The 18,930-nt window shown below is 40.2% G+C and carries 18 protein-coding genes; 13 read left to right on the forward strand and 5 right to left on the reverse strand.

The annotated features are described in order from the left end of the window. Positions 1-5: 5 nt before the first annotated feature. Positions 6-1,118 (reverse strand): DNA replication/repair protein RecF, encoded by a 1,113-nt coding sequence (gene recF, locus RI557_RS05160; protein ID WP_310667798.1) that lies wholly within the window; start codon positions 1,116-1,118, stop codon positions 6-8. A 122-nt stretch (positions 1,119-1,240) separates the two neighbouring features. Between recF and RI557_RS05165 the strand changes: the two genes are divergently transcribed. The 3 genes from RI557_RS05165 to RI557_RS05175 all read left to right on the forward strand — a co-directional run bounded on the left by RI557_RS05165 (position 1,241) and on the right by RI557_RS05175 (position 3,165). Next, positions 1,241-1,936, forward strand: a complete 696-nt coding sequence (locus tag RI557_RS05165) for a tetratricopeptide repeat protein (protein ID WP_310682575.1) — start codon at positions 1,241-1,243, stop codon at positions 1,934-1,936. A 2-nt stretch (positions 1,937-1,938) separates the two neighbouring features. Beyond that, a complete protein-coding gene (gene ribH / locus RI557_RS05170) occupies positions 1,939-2,442 on the forward strand; it encodes a 6,7-dimethyl-8-ribityllumazine synthase (RefSeq protein WP_310667800.1) in 504 nt (167 codons plus the stop codon). Between the two features lie 84 nt (positions 2,443-2,526). Next, positions 2,527-3,165, forward strand: a complete 639-nt coding sequence (locus RI557_RS05175) for an outer membrane beta-barrel protein (RefSeq protein WP_310667801.1) — start codon at positions 2,527-2,529, stop codon at positions 3,163-3,165. Here the strand turns inward: RI557_RS05175 and RI557_RS05180 are convergent. The 4 genes from RI557_RS05180 to RI557_RS05195 form a co-directional block, all read right to left on the reverse strand. Then, positions 3,162-4,046, reverse strand: coding sequence for a hypothetical protein (locus RI557_RS05180; RefSeq protein WP_310682577.1), 885 nt, complete (start codon positions 4,044-4,046; stop codon positions 3,162-3,164). The two genes, RI557_RS05175 and RI557_RS05180, sit on opposite strands and share 4 nt — an antisense overlap. A 7-nt stretch (positions 4,047-4,053) precedes the next feature. After that, positions 4,054-4,830 (reverse strand): DUF2490 domain-containing protein, encoded by a 777-nt coding sequence (locus tag RI557_RS05185; protein ID WP_310682579.1) that lies wholly within the window; start codon positions 4,828-4,830, stop codon positions 4,054-4,056. A gap of 44 nt (positions 4,831-4,874) precedes the next feature. Then, complete coding sequence (locus RI557_RS05190) at positions 4,875-6,815, reverse strand: hypothetical protein (protein ID WP_310682581.1); 1,941 nt, start codon at positions 6,813-6,815, stop codon at positions 4,875-4,877. 129 nt (positions 6,816-6,944) lie between these two features. Continuing rightward, the gene (locus RI557_RS05195; protein WP_310667805.1) at positions 6,945-7,334 is read right to left on the reverse strand and encodes a nucleoside triphosphate pyrophosphohydrolase family protein; all 390 of its coding nucleotides are present in this window, start codon (positions 7,332-7,334) and stop codon (positions 6,945-6,947) included. A 228-nt stretch (positions 7,335-7,562) separates the two neighbouring features. Here RI557_RS05195 and RI557_RS05200 point away from each other — a divergent pair, with 228 nt between their 5' ends. From RI557_RS05200 to RI557_RS05245, 10 genes are all read left to right on the forward strand, one after another. Further along, positions 7,563-8,525 (forward strand): AAA family ATPase, encoded by a 963-nt coding sequence (locus tag RI557_RS05200; protein WP_409079676.1) that lies wholly within the window; start codon positions 7,563-7,565, stop codon positions 8,523-8,525. A 9-nt stretch (positions 8,526-8,534) separates the two neighbouring features. Beyond that, the gene (locus tag RI557_RS05205; RefSeq protein ID WP_310667807.1) at positions 8,535-9,410 is read left to right on the forward strand and encodes a DUF58 domain-containing protein; all 876 of its coding nucleotides are present in this window, start codon (positions 8,535-8,537) and stop codon (positions 9,408-9,410) included. Then, entirely contained in the window at positions 9,407-10,342 is a 936-nt protein-coding gene (locus RI557_RS05210; protein WP_310682583.1) for a hypothetical protein, read from the forward strand. Before RI557_RS05205 ends, RI557_RS05210 begins: the two co-directional genes overlap by 4 nt. Continuing rightward, the gene (locus RI557_RS05215) at positions 10,339-11,334 is read left to right on the forward strand and encodes a VWA domain-containing protein (protein ID WP_310667809.1); all 996 of its coding nucleotides are present in this window, start codon (positions 10,339-10,341) and stop codon (positions 11,332-11,334) included. The genes RI557_RS05210 and RI557_RS05215 overlap by 4 nt, the downstream gene beginning before the upstream one ends. Beyond that, positions 11,335-12,363 carry a VWA domain-containing protein gene (locus tag RI557_RS05220; protein ID WP_310667810.1) on the forward strand — a complete coding sequence of 343 codons (1,029 nt, stop codon included), beginning with the start codon at positions 11,335-11,337 and terminating at the stop codon, positions 12,361-12,363. It begins immediately after the preceding gene. A 2-nt stretch (positions 12,364-12,365) separates the two neighbouring features. After that, complete coding sequence (locus RI557_RS05225; RefSeq protein WP_310667811.1) at positions 12,366-13,193, forward strand: tetratricopeptide repeat protein; 828 nt, start codon at positions 12,366-12,368, stop codon at positions 13,191-13,193. Further along, positions 13,193-15,013: a BatD family protein gene (locus RI557_RS05230; RefSeq protein WP_310682585.1), complete on the forward strand. Its 1,821-nt coding sequence runs from the start codon at positions 13,193-13,195 to the stop codon at positions 15,011-15,013. Before RI557_RS05225 ends, RI557_RS05230 begins: the two co-directional genes overlap by 1 nt. Beyond that, entirely contained in the window at positions 15,010-15,771 is a 762-nt protein-coding gene (locus RI557_RS05235) for a tetratricopeptide repeat protein (RefSeq protein ID WP_310682587.1), read from the forward strand. Before RI557_RS05230 ends, RI557_RS05235 begins: the two co-directional genes overlap by 4 nt. 78 nt (positions 15,772-15,849) lie before the next feature. After that, positions 15,850-16,914 carry a branched-chain amino acid aminotransferase gene (locus RI557_RS05240; protein WP_310682589.1) on the forward strand — a complete coding sequence of 355 codons (1,065 nt, stop codon included), beginning with the start codon at positions 15,850-15,852 and terminating at the stop codon, positions 16,912-16,914. A 334-nt stretch (positions 16,915-17,248) separates the two neighbouring features. Next, positions 17,249-18,601: a lysine 2,3-aminomutase gene (locus RI557_RS05245; protein WP_310682591.1), complete on the forward strand. Its 1,353-nt coding sequence runs from the start codon at positions 17,249-17,251 to the stop codon at positions 18,599-18,601. Positions 18,602-18,930 lie beyond the last annotated feature (329 nt).

Below are 18,930 nucleotides of genomic sequence, written 5' to 3' on the forward strand. Positions count from 1 at the left end.
CAATCTTATTTTTCTGTAATAAGCATTATCTCATCAGGCTGAACCTCAAATATACGCAGTGGAGTTTCTATATCTTCAAATAACTCCTGAATCCTGGTTTTGTTGGCATCAGTCACGAAAACCTGCCCAAAATGATGCTCGCTCACTAACGACATGAGTGCCTTAACTCTATTTTTGTCGAGTTTATCAAAAATATCATCAAGAAGCAAGAGCGGTTTGATGCCTTTTTTCATTTTCATGAAATCAAACTGTGCCAATTTCAATGCAATAAGGAAAGACTTTTGCTGTCCCTGTGAGCCAAATTTCTTTAGCGGATGCCCTTTTATTTCAAATGTGAGGTCATCCTTGTGAACACCTACTGTTGTATATTGGGCTCGAGCATCTTTCGGTTCTGACTGTTTTAATAACTCTTCAAATGATGAGTCATGCAACTTCGATTTATAAACCAGTGACACTTCTTCACTTTCATTTCCTATCAAGTTGTAATACTGCTGAAAAATGGGAATAAATTCGTCTAAAAACTCCTTACGGGCTTCGTATATTGGCTGGCCATACTGGAGAAGTTGCATGTTCCACACATCAACTGACGAAGCATCCCAGCGTTGCTCTTCACCCATCTTTTTGAGTAGCGCATTGCGCTGGCTCACTGCTTTGTTGTATTTCAGCAAATTATTGAGGTATGACGAATTAAATTGCGAAATAACACCATCCACAAACTTTCTCCTCACTTCACTGCCATCGTAAACGAGCTCAGTATCGGCCGGTGAAACCATTACCAGAGGCAAAAAACCAATGTGATCTGAAAAGCGCTCGTAATTCTTCTTGTTGCGTTTAAACTGTTTCTTATCTCCCTTTTTAAACCCACAGTAGATTTTTTCGTCCTTCTCATTGCGATCAAAAGTACCTTCAATCACGAAAAAGCCTTCATCGTATTGAATATTTTGAGAATCAATAGGATTGAAAAAACTCTTGCAAAATGCCAAATAATAAATTGAGTCTAATAGATTTGTTTTACCAACTCCATTGTTGCCAACAAAGCAATTTATGCCGTCTACAAACTCTAAATCGGCCTGATCACGATTTTTAAAATGAACTAAATGAAGGTTTTTTAAATGCATGGAAATCCCGCTAAGCAAGAGTTAACAATGATATTTTTATAACTCGTGCAAATTACGTCATTCATTACCAAAACCAAAAACGATAAAAAACTATATTTGCACGCATTAAAACACGCCTTAACATGTCTAACAAAAAGAAACAAAGCGAAGAGGAAATTCTTGACGTAGGAGAAGTTTACTCGAAAACTGAACACTTTTTTGAAAATAACAAGCAAACGATAACCTACGGGTTAACTGCTGTTTTGATAATTGTGGCCGGTATCGTTTACTATTTTAACTTTTATATGCCGCCACTTCAAAAAGAAGCTGAATCTGAAATGTTTTACGCACAGCAACATTTCGCAAGAGATTCATTCCGCTTAGCGATGTACGGTGACAATGAAGGTCACTTAGGTTTTGAACAGGTAGCTAGTGACTACGGCTCTACAAATGCCGGCAATGTAGCAAATTACTACATGGGGGTTTCTCTACTCAGAACCGGAGACTACGAAGGTGCAATCGCATACCTGGATCGTTACAGCGCAAATGATGAAATCACTCCATCACTCAAACTGGGTGCTATTGGTGATGCATACAGCGAATTAGGCGATTACGAAAAAGCGCTCGGCTATTACGAAGACGCTGCAAATTCAGAGAGCAATTCATTTACTACTCCAATTTACCTCAAAAAAGCTGGAATTGCAGCTGAAAAATTGAACAAATATGGAGATGCTCGTGATTTTTACGAATCTATCAAAAACGACTATCCTAACTCACAGGAAGGTCGCGGAATAGACAAGTACATTCAGCGTGCTAAACTCATGCAGGAGAAAGCATAATCATGGCAACTGAAAACAAAAATCTATCACAGCACGACCTGAATGATCTCCCGGATTGTTCAGGTCTTCGTGTTGGAGTTGTTTTTAGTGAATGGAATGAGGAAATTACACATGCTCTAAGAGACGGAGCTATCGAAGTCTTAAAGTCTCAAGACCTTTCAGATCACAACATTGTGGTAAAAAGCGTACCGGGAAGTTTTGAACTTCCGCTGGGTGCACAGTTTTTATGTGAACACGATACAGTTGATGCTGTCGTATGTGTAGGCAGTGTTATTCGTGGTGAAACAAGCCACTTTGACTACGTTTGCCAGGGAGTTGCTCACGGCATAAAAGATGTGAGCCTGAAATACAACAAGCCGGTTATCTTTGGGGTTCTGACCGATGACAACATAGAACAATCACGTGCCAGAGCCGGAGGTAAACACGGCAATAAAGGAGTTGAAGCTGCCGTAGCTGCTCTCAAAATGGTCGCGCTTCAAATGGATCTTTCGCAATCTAATTACTGATTCTTTTAACTTTTGTTGTTTGCTTTTCAAGCTGTAAATTGAAATTGTTTTCGTAAAATTGAACTCGATTTTCAATTTTCATCAATGATTCCCAACCTGTTGAAATACATACTCTTTTTAGGCTTTTGGTTCTTTTCCTTTCAACCAACTATTGGACAGGATTTTGGTATAAAAGCTGGCTTAATAACTTCTACGGTCAAAGGCCAGGGATCAGGTAGTTTTAAACCCGGTTTTCAAATTGGAGCTTACAAGACTTTTGGCAGTAATGAGCGACTTTACATTCAACTTGAAGGGCTGATTACTCAAAAAGGATCCTGGAACTGGAATAGTAGTAATAAAAGTAATATCAATCTCTACTATCTTGATGTTCCCATAATGTTCAACATTGTGTTGAGTGAACGGCTCAATGCCAATATTGGTTTTCAGCCAAGCTTGTTTATTGCCGGTAATTACCAGTACTCTATTGATGGTGAGTCACAATCAATGGGCTTGAGAAATGAAGTACCTGCTATGGATTATTCAACTTTATTTGGGCTGGAATACGAGTACAAAAAAGACCTTGTATTTGGTGTGCGGTACAATCACAGTTTTGTACCGCTTCAATCTTACGAAAACGACTTTGCTGATAATAACAAACTGCCAGCATCAATGGTTGTTCAGTTTTACGCCAAAATGCCTTTAAATAAAGTTAGTTCTTATATTGAGAAATTGAATCTGGACTAATTTTCTTTATCAGCTTCACGTACAAACTCATCGTCTTTCCATATTCCTTTAAACTTGACAATTCCATTTTTATCGTAAAGAATTCCGTAGCCGTTTCGTTTATCATTCTCCCAGCTACCTTTGTATTTTTCGCCTGTATTCCAGTAGTAAGTTCCTTCTCCTTCTCTCTTATCCTTCACATAATCTCCAACATATTTGTGGCCATCAACCCACTTGTAAGTTCCTTTCCCGTGTTTCATGTTATTCTTCCAGTCACCATCATAAACGCTATTTGAGCTGTAATGCCCCATTCCTTCACCATTTGCTTTACCAAACTTCACTTCTCCAAAATATGAAATGCGCGTTCCATTAGCATTGTAAAAATTAAGCCTGTCAATATTTGGCTTACTGTTCAACTTCGACTTTAACTGGCTTATTTGATTCTCTAAAACACTAATTTGCCCACGGTAATATCTCGACAATGAATCGTGTTCATCATTGTATTTTTCTTTGATCACTTTCTCGCGTTTTTCCATCTCCTCCTCCATTCTGGCAATTTGTGAGGTCGTCATCGTTTGCGTGCTGTCGAGAGCATCTTTCAAATTGTGAACCCGCTTCATTCGCGCTCTTCTTTCCTCGATAAACGAGTTGCTGGAAATGGAATCTTCAATACTTGTATAAATTGACATTGCCGAATCGTATTCTCCTCGGATAAAAAGATTATCGGCCATTGACTTTCGCTCAAATAGCTGATGTTGTTGTTTTACATTGGTCAGATCCGAGCGAAGAGAACTGCGTTCATTCTTGAATTTGTTATTCCTGAACAGCACAAAAGTCAGTGCTCCTAATAGTATAGCAATGATCAAAGAAGCTATTAAAAATTTATGTTTTCGTGTGAGCATGAATTTATTAATCTGAAAGTTTAATCGAAGGTATTTTTTCTTCTTCTTTTCTGAAATCGAGTGAGATGTATGCACTTACACGGAAAACCCATCTGCGCCTGTAAAAGGTAGGATCACTCAGGTTCTGACCAGTGGTGTACATTACACCAGCTGATGTTGAAACTCTGGGGCTGGCAATGTAGCCAACATTGGTATAAAACCTGATGTCTTCCATAAAGCTCCCTACAACCGATTTACCTGTTTGTGCGATAGCTTCAATACTGGGCGATAAATAGATAGTGCCTGGCTTCAACTGTTTGTTGTTGAGCGGAATTTTCATGTAAAAATTGTAGCGCCAGCGATTTCGGAATTGCCAATCTGTGTTACCTACTTCAAAGCCTCTTGTCCAGCGGTGTTCTATTCTAAAACGGTGATAAACCATGAATCGCGAAAAAGGGATTGCAAAGATGTACTGGTGCCAAATTCTGGGTTCTAAAATAATTGGTTCGAGATCATTATTGCCGGGATCAGGAGTGAAATCTAAACGGAGAACTCCACCAACTGTGACATTGAATCTATTGGAAAACACATAATTGAGACCATGCCGGTTGTATATTTTTGACATCCGGTCGACAAACGGTGTGTTTGATGCTTCACCTGCTCTACGGTAGTGCATCTCTGCAGCCCAATACAGCTTTTCAGATAATTGAAATTTATTGTAAGAGCTCAGCCATGTATTGTATCCCATTTCATCAAAACTGGCTTTTAACTCCTCACTTTCCTGACTGTAAATGAAGGTACTCATCAAAGTAAGGGAACTGAAGAGCAAAATTATTTTAAAAGCTTTGATCATTGAAATTTGAGTTCAAGATTTAAAATTTCAGCAGCTTCACGCGGATTATCAGCTCTTTTTACTTTCCGCTCAACTCTATTGGTATTTTCTTCTTTTAAAAAGTTCATCATCCCATTAAATAAAACAGAAAAATTATTCCTGTATTGGTTGATATTATGACAGTTCAGCCGGTTGAGATTATGAAAAATACCGGGCAGCAGTAAATTGCTAAATGAATTGTAAATTGAGGGTTTTGCTTTTTCCTCCATGTTTGTGTAAGTGTATGGATTGAAAACTTCTCTGGTATAAGCGTCATTGATCTTGTAGATGTTATCAGTTGATTGATGTACTGTGTAAATTAGATCTTCAGTTTTTTGATAGCAATTGAGCAACATTTGCGCACGCTTCATTTTCTCATTTTCATCTGTAAGGGCAGAATAAACTTTAAGCGAGCTATCAGCAAAGTGAGCAATTGCTTTATTGACGTTCATTTCAGCAAATGAATTGTGCTCTGCTGTGATCAATGAATCATTCAAGTATTTTACAGAATCATACTTTTCGATAAGCTCTGATTCTATATCTACCAGTTTCTTTTTGCGTTTGTACTTACTGACGAAAGCATCTACATTAGAATTTATCAACTCCAAATCTTTTAGGATATTTTCAGAGTAGAGTTCGAGTTTTTTCAGTTGGCTCAAATCAGCTTTTTCGAGATGATCGTAATTTGCTTTGAGTAAATAATCCTTTGAAATGGAATCGCTTTTTATTTCGATTACTTTCTGTAAATCAAACTTGAAATCGACAACTTCATTTCTATCAAAGTATGGCAGGTAGTTGTTTTGATAAAGTTCTATGAAGCTTTTTTGACTAGAGTAGAACCCTTTTCTAATACTTTTTAAAACAGCTCTGTACCTGGCAATTTCTTCATCTGAAATACTGGCTATGTTTACTTGCGGATCATCTAAAACCGAGTTGATGATTTCACCACTTTTTTCGTGATTTTTGATAATTGTTTTCAGGCTCACCTCTTCTTTATCTAAATACGGAAGCCTTGAGATATTAACTTTGATCTCTGGAAAGATTGTATTATCCCTAAGTGGAAAAATTAGATCATCAATCTTGTTGTACTGATCAAGAAATTGAAAATACAATTCATTATGACCCACTAATTGATTGTACTTTTCAAAAACATCAGGTTTTTGAATGGCTATTTTTAACTTGAGTATTTCAAGGTAAGCCCTGTCAAGTTCTTTTGTTTCTTCAAAACCATTAAACCCTGCTGAGTCCAAAAGTGGTATTGTTAAAACCTGTCCTTCTTTGCTGATTTCTACTTTTGCTAAATGGCCATTTTTGAAAACCCAGTTTTTAAGTGTTTTTTCTCCATCACTGAATAACTCGAATTGCCATTTTCCTTTTGCTAGAGAACCAGAATCGAGTTCTCCAACTAGCGAATTGCTACTGTTGTAAAAACTAAATTTATTGATGGAATTATTAACATACGAAACGTTCCCTTTGAGTGTAGTATCTGAAATTTTAGAATTTCTTATTTCACAATCGTAAAATTTCCAGTTTCCCGTTTCTTTTCCCTCATCAAAAAATACCTCAGCCTTAAACTCATTTCCATTGACATTGAATGAAAAAGTGTAATCATTGTAAACACCATTACCTTCAGGTTCAAAAATACCGGTTTTAATCAACCACTTTGAATCCAGCTTATTTGCTGTAAACTTTCCATTTAACGAAGTGTAATCGTATTCAGCCCTGCCGCTCTCAACCTGGTGAAAAGCATCAAAGTTACCGTCTAAAACGGTATCTCCCTCACTGAAATAATAGTCAAACTTCACCTCGTAATCAACACCGCCAAGCCGATAAAGACCGCTGTATTCATTGAGGTTCTGACCAATAGCATTGCTATTGAATGAAATAACGACTATCAACGTCAGCAAAAAATTAATCACTACCCTTCGCATATCAACAATGGTAAAATTCTAAAATTAGAAAGCGCACAAGATAATTGATTTTTCACTTTGTAACTCAATTTAACAAACTCAAATAAAGCTTTCGCAATCAAGCTGTTAATCGAAATTCTATTTCAGTATTTTCCCAATATCAGGCTTAAAATACTGGTCGCTTTTCAAGACTTTTCCATCTTCCCTGTAAATCGGTTTGCCGTTTTTATCGAGCTTGCTCATGTTGCTGCTTTGTATTTCCCTAAAAACATCTTCAATCACATCCTGCATTCCGTGTGATAGAATCGTTCCGCACAAAATATAGAGCATATCACCTAGCGCATCAGCCACTTCAACCATGTCGCCTTCCTGAGCAGCCTCGAGATACTCTTCATTTTCTTCACGCATCAATTTATAGCGCAAAAGAGCTGTTTTCTCTGATATATCAACCGTTGGCTTATCCTTATTTTCAATACCAAATGCATCGTGGAACTGGCGAACCAAATCAATCGTTTCCTGTAATTTCATATCGCAAATTTTGCGGCTAAGATAGCAAATGACTCAACAAATGAGGGTTAACAATATTTAACAGCCACATGTGCCGTCACAGGCGTATTTCAACCAAATTTGTATTCGGTCAAAAACGGTTGAATCACATTCAAAAAATACATCATGGAAAATTATTCACAGTCAGAACCGAAAGCCGAATCTGTCTCGTCCACAGGCAGCACTTCAGATATTCGGGCTCTGAATGAAATGATCGAGAAGGAAAGTTCGTTCATCGAACTCGTGCGGATGGAAATGAAAAAGGTCATCGTGGGGCAAACCTACATGGCTGATCGGTTATTAATCGCACTACTGGCTGATGGCCACATTCTGCTTGAAGGTGTTCCAGGACTTGCAAAGACTCTTGCCATCAACACACTTTCCAAAACAGTTCACGCAGATTTTAGCCGCATTCAATTTACACCTGATCTCCTACCGGCCGATCTCGTGGGAACAACAATTTACAACGCTAAAACAGGAGAGTTTTCCAATAAAAAAGGGCCAATTTTCGCCAACTTCGTACTCGCTGATGAGATCAACCGTGCTCCGGCAAAAGTGCAAAGTGCTTTACTCGAAGCCATGCAGGAACGACAAATAACAATTGGCGAGCAAACGTTCATTCTGCCCAAACCATTCATGGTGATGGCCACTCAAAACCCCGTTGAGCAAGAAGGAACTTACCCTCTCCCTGAAGCTCAAGTTGACCGTTTCATGCTTAAAGTCGTGCTCGATTATCCTTCACGTGAGGATGAACGCAATATCATCCAAATGAATGTCAACAAGGGAAGTTTCCCTGAGCCACAAGCGGTTTGTACGCCTGAAGATATTTTGAGAGCCAGAAAGGTTGTACGCCAGGTTTACATGGATGAAAAGATCGAGCAGTACATCGTGGATATTGTTTACGCAACTCGTGAGCCCCGCGAATACCGACTCGAAAAATTTGGACAATTAATCAGTTTTGGTGGATCTCCACGTGCTTCAATCAGTCTTGCAATGGCTGCAAAAGCATATGCATTTATACAGCGCAGAGGGTATGTAATTCCGGAAGATGTGCGCGCAATTTGTAAAGATGTATTGCGCCACAGAATTGGCCTCACTTACGAAGCAGAAGCTGAAAACATCACAACCGAGGATATTATCAACGAAATCCTCAATACTGTAGAGGTACCGTAGAGCTTGAAAATGGATACGCAGGAAATACTAAAACGCGTTAGAAAAATCGAAATCAAAACGCGTGGACTCTCCAGTCAGCTCTTTTCAGGTGAGTACCACTCTGCGTTTAAAGGACGCGGTATGGCCTTTAGCGAAGTCCGCGAATACCAACCGGGTGATGAAATCCGCTCGATAGACTGGAACGTAACAGCCAGACTCAACCATCCTTACATCAAGGTATTTGAAGAGGAACGCGAACTCACCGTTATGCTTCTCATAGATGTGAGCAAAAGTGAATCGTTTGGTACCCGTGAACAGCTCAAGCGCCAACTCATTACTGAAGTAAGTGCCGTGCTGGCTTTTTCTGCAATTCAAAACAACGATAAGATTGGTGTGGTTTTCTTTAGTGATCAAATCGAAAAATTCATACCACCCAAAAAAGGGAGATCTCATATCCTTCGCATTATTCGCGAACTCATCGATTTTGAACCTGAACACAATGAAACGGATCTTTCAGAAGCGTTGAAGTTCATCAACAGTGCCATCAAAAAACGATCAATTGTATTTCTGTTGAGTGATTTTATCGATGATGATTTTCAGAACGCGCTTAAAATCTCGAATAAAAAACACGATCTGGTAGCACTTCACGTACGCGACAGACAAGAAGAAACATTGCCAAACATCGGATTGGCACCATTGCAGGATCCAGAATCAGGAAAAACGCAATGGGTTGATACATCGAGTAAGCGTATAAGGGATGAATACGAAAAGCAACGCAAAATAGCTGTTCTCAAGTTACAGGATATGTTTACCAAATCTGGCGTTGATACTGCCTCACTCTACACGGGTGAGTCTTACACAAAGCCGCTCATGAACCTCTTTAAACAACGTGAATTGAGAAGATGAGATTGATACTCACCATATCGCTTTTGCTCAGCATTGTATCACTGTCCGTTGGTCAGTCGATTGAAGTGAATCCCTACTCCAACAGCATTCAAATTGGCGAGCAAATCAAGGTTGACTTAAAAGTTGAAAGCTCTAAAAATGCCAATATTCTTTGGCCAAAAGCAGGCGAGAGCTTTCACAAGAAAATCATGGTGGTCAACTCTGCCGGCCTGGATACGGTTCTGACCAACAACTCAAAAAAGATTACTGAACATATTACGGTAACGAGCTTTGATACTGGTGTTTGGGCTGTAGAACCAATCGCATTTGTTATCGATAAAGATACTTTTCGGTCAGAGCCTTTCCTGATAGAGGTGCTACCCGTAGAAGTTGACACAAGCCAGGCTATTAAAGATATTCAGCCTATTAGTGAAGTACCTTACACTTTTGAAGAAATCATCAAATTCGTTGGAATTGGTGTAGGTGCTTTGTGGGTATTGATTTCGCTGGTTTCACTAATTCTCTATCTGATTGGAAAGGATAAAAAACGGGCTGAGGCTAAACCTCAAATACCGCTTGAACCACCACATGTTGAGGCTCTCAGGGATCTGACCGAACTTGAAGAACAAAAACTCTGGCAAAACGAAAAACACCGCGAATTCCACATCAGGTTGTCTGAAATTGTGAGAAGATACCTCGAACGCAGATTTGGTATGCACGCTCTCGAGTACACAACGAGTGAAATTGAAGCGCAAATGCACCTTACAAATGTTGCTCAGGATTACAATGAGAGCTTGATAAAAGCGCTGCGCATTTCAGATATGGCAAAGTTTGCCAAAGCCAAGCCGTTACCAAATGAAAATGAATTTGCTTTTGAAGCTGCTGAGAGTTTTGTTGAAGTGACAAAACCGGTTGAGGAAAAGAAAAATGAAAAGGAGAACGATCAGGAATGAGTGAGCAAATAGTTTTTGCACATAAAGAGCTTTTTTGGTTGCTGGCGATTATACCGCTGCTCATTGCGTGGTATGTCTTTAAACAGGTTCGCAAGCAAACACAGGTGACCTATTCTACTGCTTCGTTTTTACCTAAAACAACATCTTTGAAGCCTGTATTGAGGCACGTAATGTTCGCCTTTCAAATGATCGCAATCGGTTTGCTCATTACAGCTATGGCTCGCCCGCAGAGTTCTACTTCGAGCCAGGAAGTTTCAACCAAAGGGATTGACATCGTTCTCGCAATGGATATATCGGGTAGTATGCGAGCAAAAGACTTTGAACCCAACCGTCTTGAAGCTGCTCGCGGACTTGCACTCGACTTTGTTGACGGCCGCAAAACTGATCGCATAGGACTGGTGGTTTTTGCCGGAGAAGCCTTTACTCAATGTCCGCTCACTACAGATCACAGCGTGCTCAAAAACCTGTTTCAGGATATTGAATTCGGAATGATAGAGGACGGAACTGCGATGGGCTCCGGTTTGGCAACTGCTGTGAACAGGCTCAACGAGAGTAAAGCCAAAAGTAAGGTTGTTATTCTGCTCACTGATGGTGTCAACAATTCGGGGAACATCCCTCCTCTCACAGCGGCTGAAATCGCTGAAACATACGGAATCAAAGTTTACACGATTGGTGTGGGAACGAATGGCAAAGCTCCAATGCCTGTACAAACGATTACGGGACAAACGGTTTTTCGCAAAACGGATGTTTACATCGATGAAGAAACGCTGAATCAGGTAGCTGAGCAAACTGGCGGGAAATATTTCAGAGCCACAGATAATGAGAGCCTCAAAAAGATTTACAGTAAAATAGATGAATTGGAAAAGACAGAAATTGAAGTAAAAGAATACCGCAAGCGAAAAGAAGAGTTTTATCCCTTTGCTGCTGCATCGGGGATTTTATTGCTCCTCTCCTTTTTCGTTCAACACACAACATTAAAGTCAATCGTATAGATGTTTCGCTTTGAACATATCGAGTATTTGTGGGCTTTAGCCATTTTACCTGTGCTAATTCTCGTGTTCATTCTGTGGAAAAGATGGCGAAAAAACTCCATCGAAAACTTTTTGAGTCCGCAGTTGAAAGAGCACATCCTACCCAGAATGAGCAACAGCAAACCCACAATTCAATTCATCTTTTTCCTCATCGCAATGGTGTTGATCATAGTAGGATTTGCCGGACCACAGGTGGGCACAAAATTAGAGGAAGTGAAACGAGAAGGTGTTGAGCTCATAGTGGCGGTTGATGTTTCCAACAGTATGACTGCTGAAGACCTATCTCCAAACCGACTGGAAAGAGCGAAAAGAGCCATTGAAAAATTAGTTGATCGGTTACAGTCAGATCGCATCGGGATGATCGTGTTTGCCGGAAATGCGTACACACAGCTGCCAATCACGACAGATTATGCAGCAGCAAAACTCTTCCTCGATGCCGTGAACACTGATATTGTACCGGTACAAGGAACTGCAATTGGTGATGCAATCGATTTAGCGATGGAATCATTCGATATGGAATCATCAACCAGCAAGGCAATTATCATCATCAGCGATGGTGAAGATCACGAAGGCGGAGCTGAAGAAGCTGCCGAAAAAGCGTCAGAGCAAAATGTTGCGGTACACACAATCGGGATGGGTTCTGAAGAAGGCGCTCCAATTCCCATTTACCGTGGAGAACGCAGATTGGGATACATGAAAAATAAAAATGGCGAAACGGTAGTCTCAAAACTAAACCCTGAGATGCTGGAAGAGATTGCCGATGCCGGAAACGGAAAATTCGTTCAGGCTACCAATGCCGATGCAGGACTCAACTACATTTTTGATGAAATTGGTAAGATGGAAAAAGCTGAGTTTGGATCTAAAGTCTATACCGATTACGAAAACAGGTTTCAATACTTCCTGGGAGCCGGATTGTTGTTTCTCGTTTTTTCGGTTCTGACCGGAAAGAGAAAAAGTAACATATTTGGAATCAATAAAGGGGAAAAATAGCAATGAGATTAATCAGCATATACATATTGCTTTTTTGGTCTGCTGTGTCAGTTGCACAGGAAGAGCGATCTCATGCTCGTGACGGAAATGACGACTACAGTGAGAAAAACTATGCAGGGGCTATTAAAAAATATGAAAAAGCCCTCTCTGTAGATTCTAATTTCCTCGATGCTAAATACAATTTGGCCAACGCCCAGTACAAGTTACAGAAATACGACACGGCTGCAAGCCTATTCAATGAAGTAGCAGAAAATGCTGATGACAAAAAACTGAAGTCAAACGCTTATCACAACCTGGGGAATGCGAAATTTGAACAAAAGAAATACCAGGAAAGTGTTAATGCTTACAAGCAGGCTCTTATCAATGATCCTGAAAACGAGGAAGCCCGCTACAACCTGAGCTACGCGATGCGTAAACTGCGCGAGCAACAGGAGAAAGAGAAAAAGAAAAATCAGGACAAGAAAGATCAGAATAAAGACGACAAGAAGAAAGATCAGGATCAAAAAGGCGATCAAAAGAACGACAAGGACAATAAGGATAAAAACAAGAAAGACGATAAGAAAAAAGACGATCAAAAGGAGAAGGACAAGCAGGATCAGGACAATAAAAATGGCGATAAGGATAAAAAGAAAAAAGAGCCTCAAGATGGCGATCAAAAGAATCAGGGAAAAAAGCCTCAACCACAAAAACCTAATCCACAAAAGCTTTCCAAAGAAGATGCTCGCAGAATGTTAGAAGCAATACAAAATGACGAGCGACAGCTAAAAAGAAAGCTGGAAAAGAAAAAAGGTAAAGCTGTGGACACTGATAATAACGAGAAAAACTGGTAATGAAAAAATTACTGTTACACATAATGCTACTCATATTCTCTTTTGCAGGTTTTGCACAGGATGCAAAATTTGAAGCAAAAGTGAACAAGCACGAGGTGAAAGTTGGAGAGAGCTTCCGGTTGAGCTACACACTTAATAGCTCAGGGAACAACTTCAGGGCTCCAACCCTAACTGATAATTTCAAGGTTTACAGCGGCCCCAATCAAAAATCTTCGATGTCTTTTGTCAACGGAAAAATGTCAGCAAGCTTGAGTTTCAGCTACATCCTCTTTCCCATAAAAACGGGCGAATTCATTATAGAGCCGGCTCGCATAAATGTTGACGGAGAAACGGTATCCTCAAACGCAATCAAAATAAAAGTTGTTGAAAAGAAGTCGAATACTAAGCAGCCTTCCTCATCAAAACAAAAGCAAAATAATCGTTCTTCAGGTGGTAATGGTCAGAGCCAAAAATTGAGTTCTTCTGATAAACTCTTTCTACGTCTTGAACTCAGCGATAACAATGTTTACAATGGTGAGAGTTTAGTAGCCAGTTATAAACTCTACAACCAGCTGAATATTGGCGGAATTACAGGCCAAAAATTACCGGATTTCACAGGCTTTTACACCGATGAAGTTGACATCGGTCAAAATTTCAACGCATCTCGCCAAATCATTGACGGGAAAGTGTTTGAAGTTTACACACTCAAAAAATACGTGCTTTTTCCTCAGCGATCAGGTAAACTCACTCTCAAACCTTTTGAGATTGAGGCAAAAGTGAGAACACGATCTGATGAACCAGTGCAAACATTTTTTGGCAGACGCTATAAAATGGTAGAAAAGAATGTTCCGCTCAAGAGTAACAGCGCTACAGTTAACGTAAAAGCACTACCAAATCCTCCTCCATCCTTCAACGGAGCCGTTGGTGATTTCACATTTACCCCAAAACTCGATAACAACATTGTCAACGCAAACGAAGCTATAAACCTGACACTTGAAGTCTCAGGAATGGGAAACATCAACCTAATAGAATTAATAGATCCTGAGTTTCCCGCAGATTTTGAAGTTTACGACCCAAAAATCAACCTTTCCAGCAAGAATACCGGTGCTAATTTGCGAGGTTCCAAGACATGGGAATACCTCATTATACCACGTCATGAAGGTGAGTTTGAAATAACAGTCCCTTCATTTACTTTCTTCAACCCAGCCACAGGAAAATACGAATCTACTGAAGAGAAACTCTATCAGATAAAAGTAAACCGTGGAGTTGGCGGAAATGCACAAGTAGGCCAATCTGCAACAACAAAAAGAAATGTTGAGCAACTGGCAAAAGACATCCGCTACATCAAAACCAGCGACACCGAATTGCGCACAAAAGAAAATATGCTCGGATTGAATATCGGCATTATCCTTGGCCTGTTTGCGCTTCCCGTTATTTTATCAGCTGTTATTATTGCAATTTTCCGCAGACAGGAAAACCTGAAGAAAGATGTTGTAGGCTATAAAAAACGCAAAGCATCCAGAATGGCACAACGTCACTTAAAACGAGCTACACAACTCATTGAAGAGAGTGATAAAAATGCCTTTTACGAAGAGCTGTACCGCGCTTTACACGATTATTTATCAAACAAACTCAATATAGCAACCAGTGAGCTTGATTTTGAACGTATCAACAAAACACTGGGAGAGCAGGGAATTGAAGAATCCTCGAGAGGAAAGCTAAAATCAGTATTGGAATCGTGTCAAATGGCGCGTTTTGCTCCCAGCCAAACTGAGGAACCGCAAAAACTCCTCAGCGATGCAACTGATGTAATTGAAGAATTAGAGAAAGAACTGAAATGAAAAATGCACTAACATACTTCATTACACTCCTCATTATTGCTTGTCAGTCTGCTATGGCCAGCAGTCCTGAACGACTGTTTGAGCAGGCTAATGCAGCTTACGAAGCTGAACAGATCGACTCTGCAAAAACGCTCTACAACCAACTCATCCAACAGGGCTACACATCGCACCAACTTCACTACAATTTGGGGAATGCTCATTTTAAATCAGGTGAAGTTGCCAAATCGATTCTGCACTATGAGCGCGCATTGAAATTAAAACCAAACGATGAAGATACACGCCACAATTTAAACGTAGCTAATGGTCAGATCACAGATGAATTTGAAGAACTTCCCTCCCTCTTCATTACCAACTGGTGGAAAGGACTCATCACACTCTTTGCACCGGCAACCTGGTGGGTAGTTGCAATTGTGCTGTTTTGGATTTTCGTAGCGTTCGTTACGTTCTTTGTCTTAGCCAAAGATGTGGCTGTAAAAAAACGTGTGGCAGGCGGAATCGTAACATCGCTTACGCTTACGGCTCTGACCGTTATCATAGCCATTTTCAGTTACATGGAAATGCAAAACCGTGATAACGCAATTGTAATGAAAGCAGCAGTTTCAGTTTACAGCGAGCCACAGAGTAACGCTACTGAGCTATATGTAATCCACAGCGGATTAAAAGTTGAAATACAGGAATCAATCAATAACTGGATTGAAGTTCGATTGCCAAACGGAAACAAGGGCTGGATTCCTCAAACAAGCATAACACGCATTTAGCTAAAACGTTACACTCAACCCCTGAAAAACGAGTAAAATTCCGTATTTTCGCGCTCGCAAACCTTTATTCGAAAAGCAATGAATAATTCATTAGATATAAAGATTCAAAAGACTGAAAATTCGCGATTGAAAGATTTTGATCCGTCTAATTTAAAATTTGGACACACCTTCTCTGACCACATATTCGTGGCAGACTACAAGGATGGCGAATGGTCAGACTTGCGAATTGTACCCTTTGACGATTTTTCTATTTCACCGGCAAACTCTGCTTTACACTACGGGCAAAGCATTTTTGAAGGTATGAAAGCTTTTAAAAACAAGGATGAAGAAATCCTTCTCTTCAGACCCGAAATGAATGCAAAGCGTTTCAACAACTCTGCTGAGCGCATGTGCATGGCTCAGGTTCCCGAAGAGCTTTTCCTGAAAGCTATCAAAGAATTGCTCAAAGTAGATGAAGAATGGATTCCAGAAACTCCAGGAAGCTCGATGTACATTAGACCATTTATGTTTGCGACAGACAACTTTTTGGGTGTTCGCCCATCTGAAACTTACAAGTTTGTCGTGATCAATTCTCCCAGTGGTCCTTATTATGCAGATCCTGTTCGAGTAAAAATTGAAACAAAATACACGAGAGCTGCTAAAGGTGGCACCGGTTCTGCCAAGACTGCCGGAAACTATGCCGGTTCTCTCTACCCTGCTCAACAGGCGAAAAAAGAAGGATTTGATCAATTGATTTGGACTGATGGGGCAACTCACTCTTTCGTTGAAGAGGCCGGAACCATGAATGTGATGTTCCTCATCGATGGCAAGCTCAGAACCACTCCTCTCACTTCTACAATTCTGCCCGGTGTTACGCGCGACAGCGTTCTCCAACTGGCTAAACACTGGGATGTTCCGGTTGAAGAAGCTCCGGTAAAAGTTGATGAAGTCATCAAAGCGGCAAAAGAAGGTCGTCTTCAAGACGCATTTGGAGTTGGAACAGCAGCTACAATCGCTCACATCAAAGAAATAGGCTTTGAAGATCAGCTCTACACATTACCAAATGTAGAGAAAAGAGAGTTTTCATCGAGACTGCGCGATTACTTAGAAGACGTAAAACGCGGCAAAATCGAAGATGAACACAACTGGATCACGAAGTTTTAAAAGACTGGATCTGACAGAAATACATTAAAAAAAGAAAGAGGGAAGTTTTTCTTCCCTCTTTGCACCTACTAACCACGTCCTTCAACCCCTTGAAGAGACGAAAACGATTAACTTATTAACACACACTTCAAATATAGGATTTGAAATGTAGAGTTGCAAGAATTTGTTTCCTGCATGTGAAATTTTCTTTGTCCTAATTTGGAAATACAACGATTAATTTTGTTTTCATCTACCACTTAATGATAGTTTAATAGTGACAGCATTGCGAGTCCAGCTATTCCCTCCTACTTTAGCAAGATTTTAAATTTTCAAACAATCAAATAAAAAGAGGCCTATGAAACAGGAAAGGTACAGAACCTTTGGAGTAAACAATTTTAGAAAAGTACCTCAGGTAGAGGAATACCTCACAGAAGATCAAAGATTTGCCATTGAGGTAGTGGGAAATGTTCTTCCATTTAAAGTTAACAACTACGTAATCGACCAACTTATCGATTGGGAAAACGTTCCCGATGACCCCATATTCGTACTCACCTTTCCACAAAAAGACATGTTGAGTGAAGAGCACTTCAGCAAAGTTGCTGAAGCACTCAAGAGTGAAATGCCCAAAAAAGAATTCAAAGAGCTCGTGAATGACATACGCATGGATCTCAATCCGCACCCTGCCGGACAAATGGAAATGAATGTTCCGGAGATCAACGGCTACAAGCTCACCGGTATTCAGCACAAATACCGCGAAACAATGCTCTTCTTCCCTAACCAGGGACAAACATGCCATGCTTATTGCACTTTCTGTTTTCGCTGGCCACAATTCGTTGGAATTGACGAATTGAAGTTCGCCATGAAAGAAACAGACCTCATGATCGAATACCTCAAAGAACACCCTGAGGTTACCGATGTACTCTTTACCGGTGGCGACCCAATGATCATGAGTACAAAACGTCTCGAGCGCTACATCCTGCCACTCATCGAGGCTGACCTGCCCAATCTCAAAACGATTAGAATTGGTTCAAAAGCTCTCGGATACTGGCCTTACCGCTTCACGACAGACAGAGATGCTCAACCTCTCCTCGATCTGTTCAAAAAAGTGGAAGATGCCGGAGTTCACCTCGCGTTCATGGGACACTTCAACCACCCCAACGAACTCAAAACCGATGCAGTTAAAGAAGCCGTGAAAAAACTACGTGAAGTGGGAGTCCAAATCAGAACACAATCGCCTATCATGCGCAACATCAACGATTCAAGCGATGAATGGGCCGAAATGTGGCGCAAACAGGTAGATTTGGGTATGATTCCTTACTACATGTTCATCGCTCGCGATACAGGAGCCCAGGATTACTTTGCCGTTCCATTGGTCAGAACCTGGGAGATCTTCAAAGGAGCGTACGAAAAAGTAAGCGGAATTTGCCGTACCGTGCGCGGACCCAGCATGAGTGCTGAGCCCGGGAAAGTTCAGATCCTTGGCGAAACAGAAGTAGCCGGGAAAAAAGTCCTCGGACTGCGATTCATACAGGGAAGAAACCACAAATGGGTTCACAAACCATTCTTTGCAGAATACGATGAAGATGCCGTTTGGTTAGATGACCTCAAACCGGCATTTGAAGACCAGTTCTTCTACGAAGAAGAATACGAACAAATCAAAAACGGAAAAATAGAAGAAGCTAAAAAAACAGAAGAAGTTCCGGCTTAACCAATTGATTTCAATGATTATCAAAAGCCAGTCTCACAGTGAAACTGGCTTTTTTTGGTTTTAATACCTTCTTCCCCTAAGCAAATGCGAAATGATTTATTTGAAATTGCTTATTAAAATATCCACTGAAACTCATTGACGTCAATCATCATTCTTGAAATACAGGTATAAGCTGAATAATTAAACTTCACAAAAAACATTAAATTTGAATAAAAACAAATAATCATGAGTACTCAATCGATATCTATAGATTTTCCTACCGATATTCTTTTGGCTATCAACGAATCGGAAAATGATCTTAAAAAAAGGATAAAGATCATCCTTGCCAT

Origin of the sequence: Salibacter sp. (assembly GCF_031581065.1) — a bacterium.
Lineage (GTDB): Bacteria > Bacteroidota > Bacteroidia > Flavobacteriales_G > Salibacteraceae > Salibacter.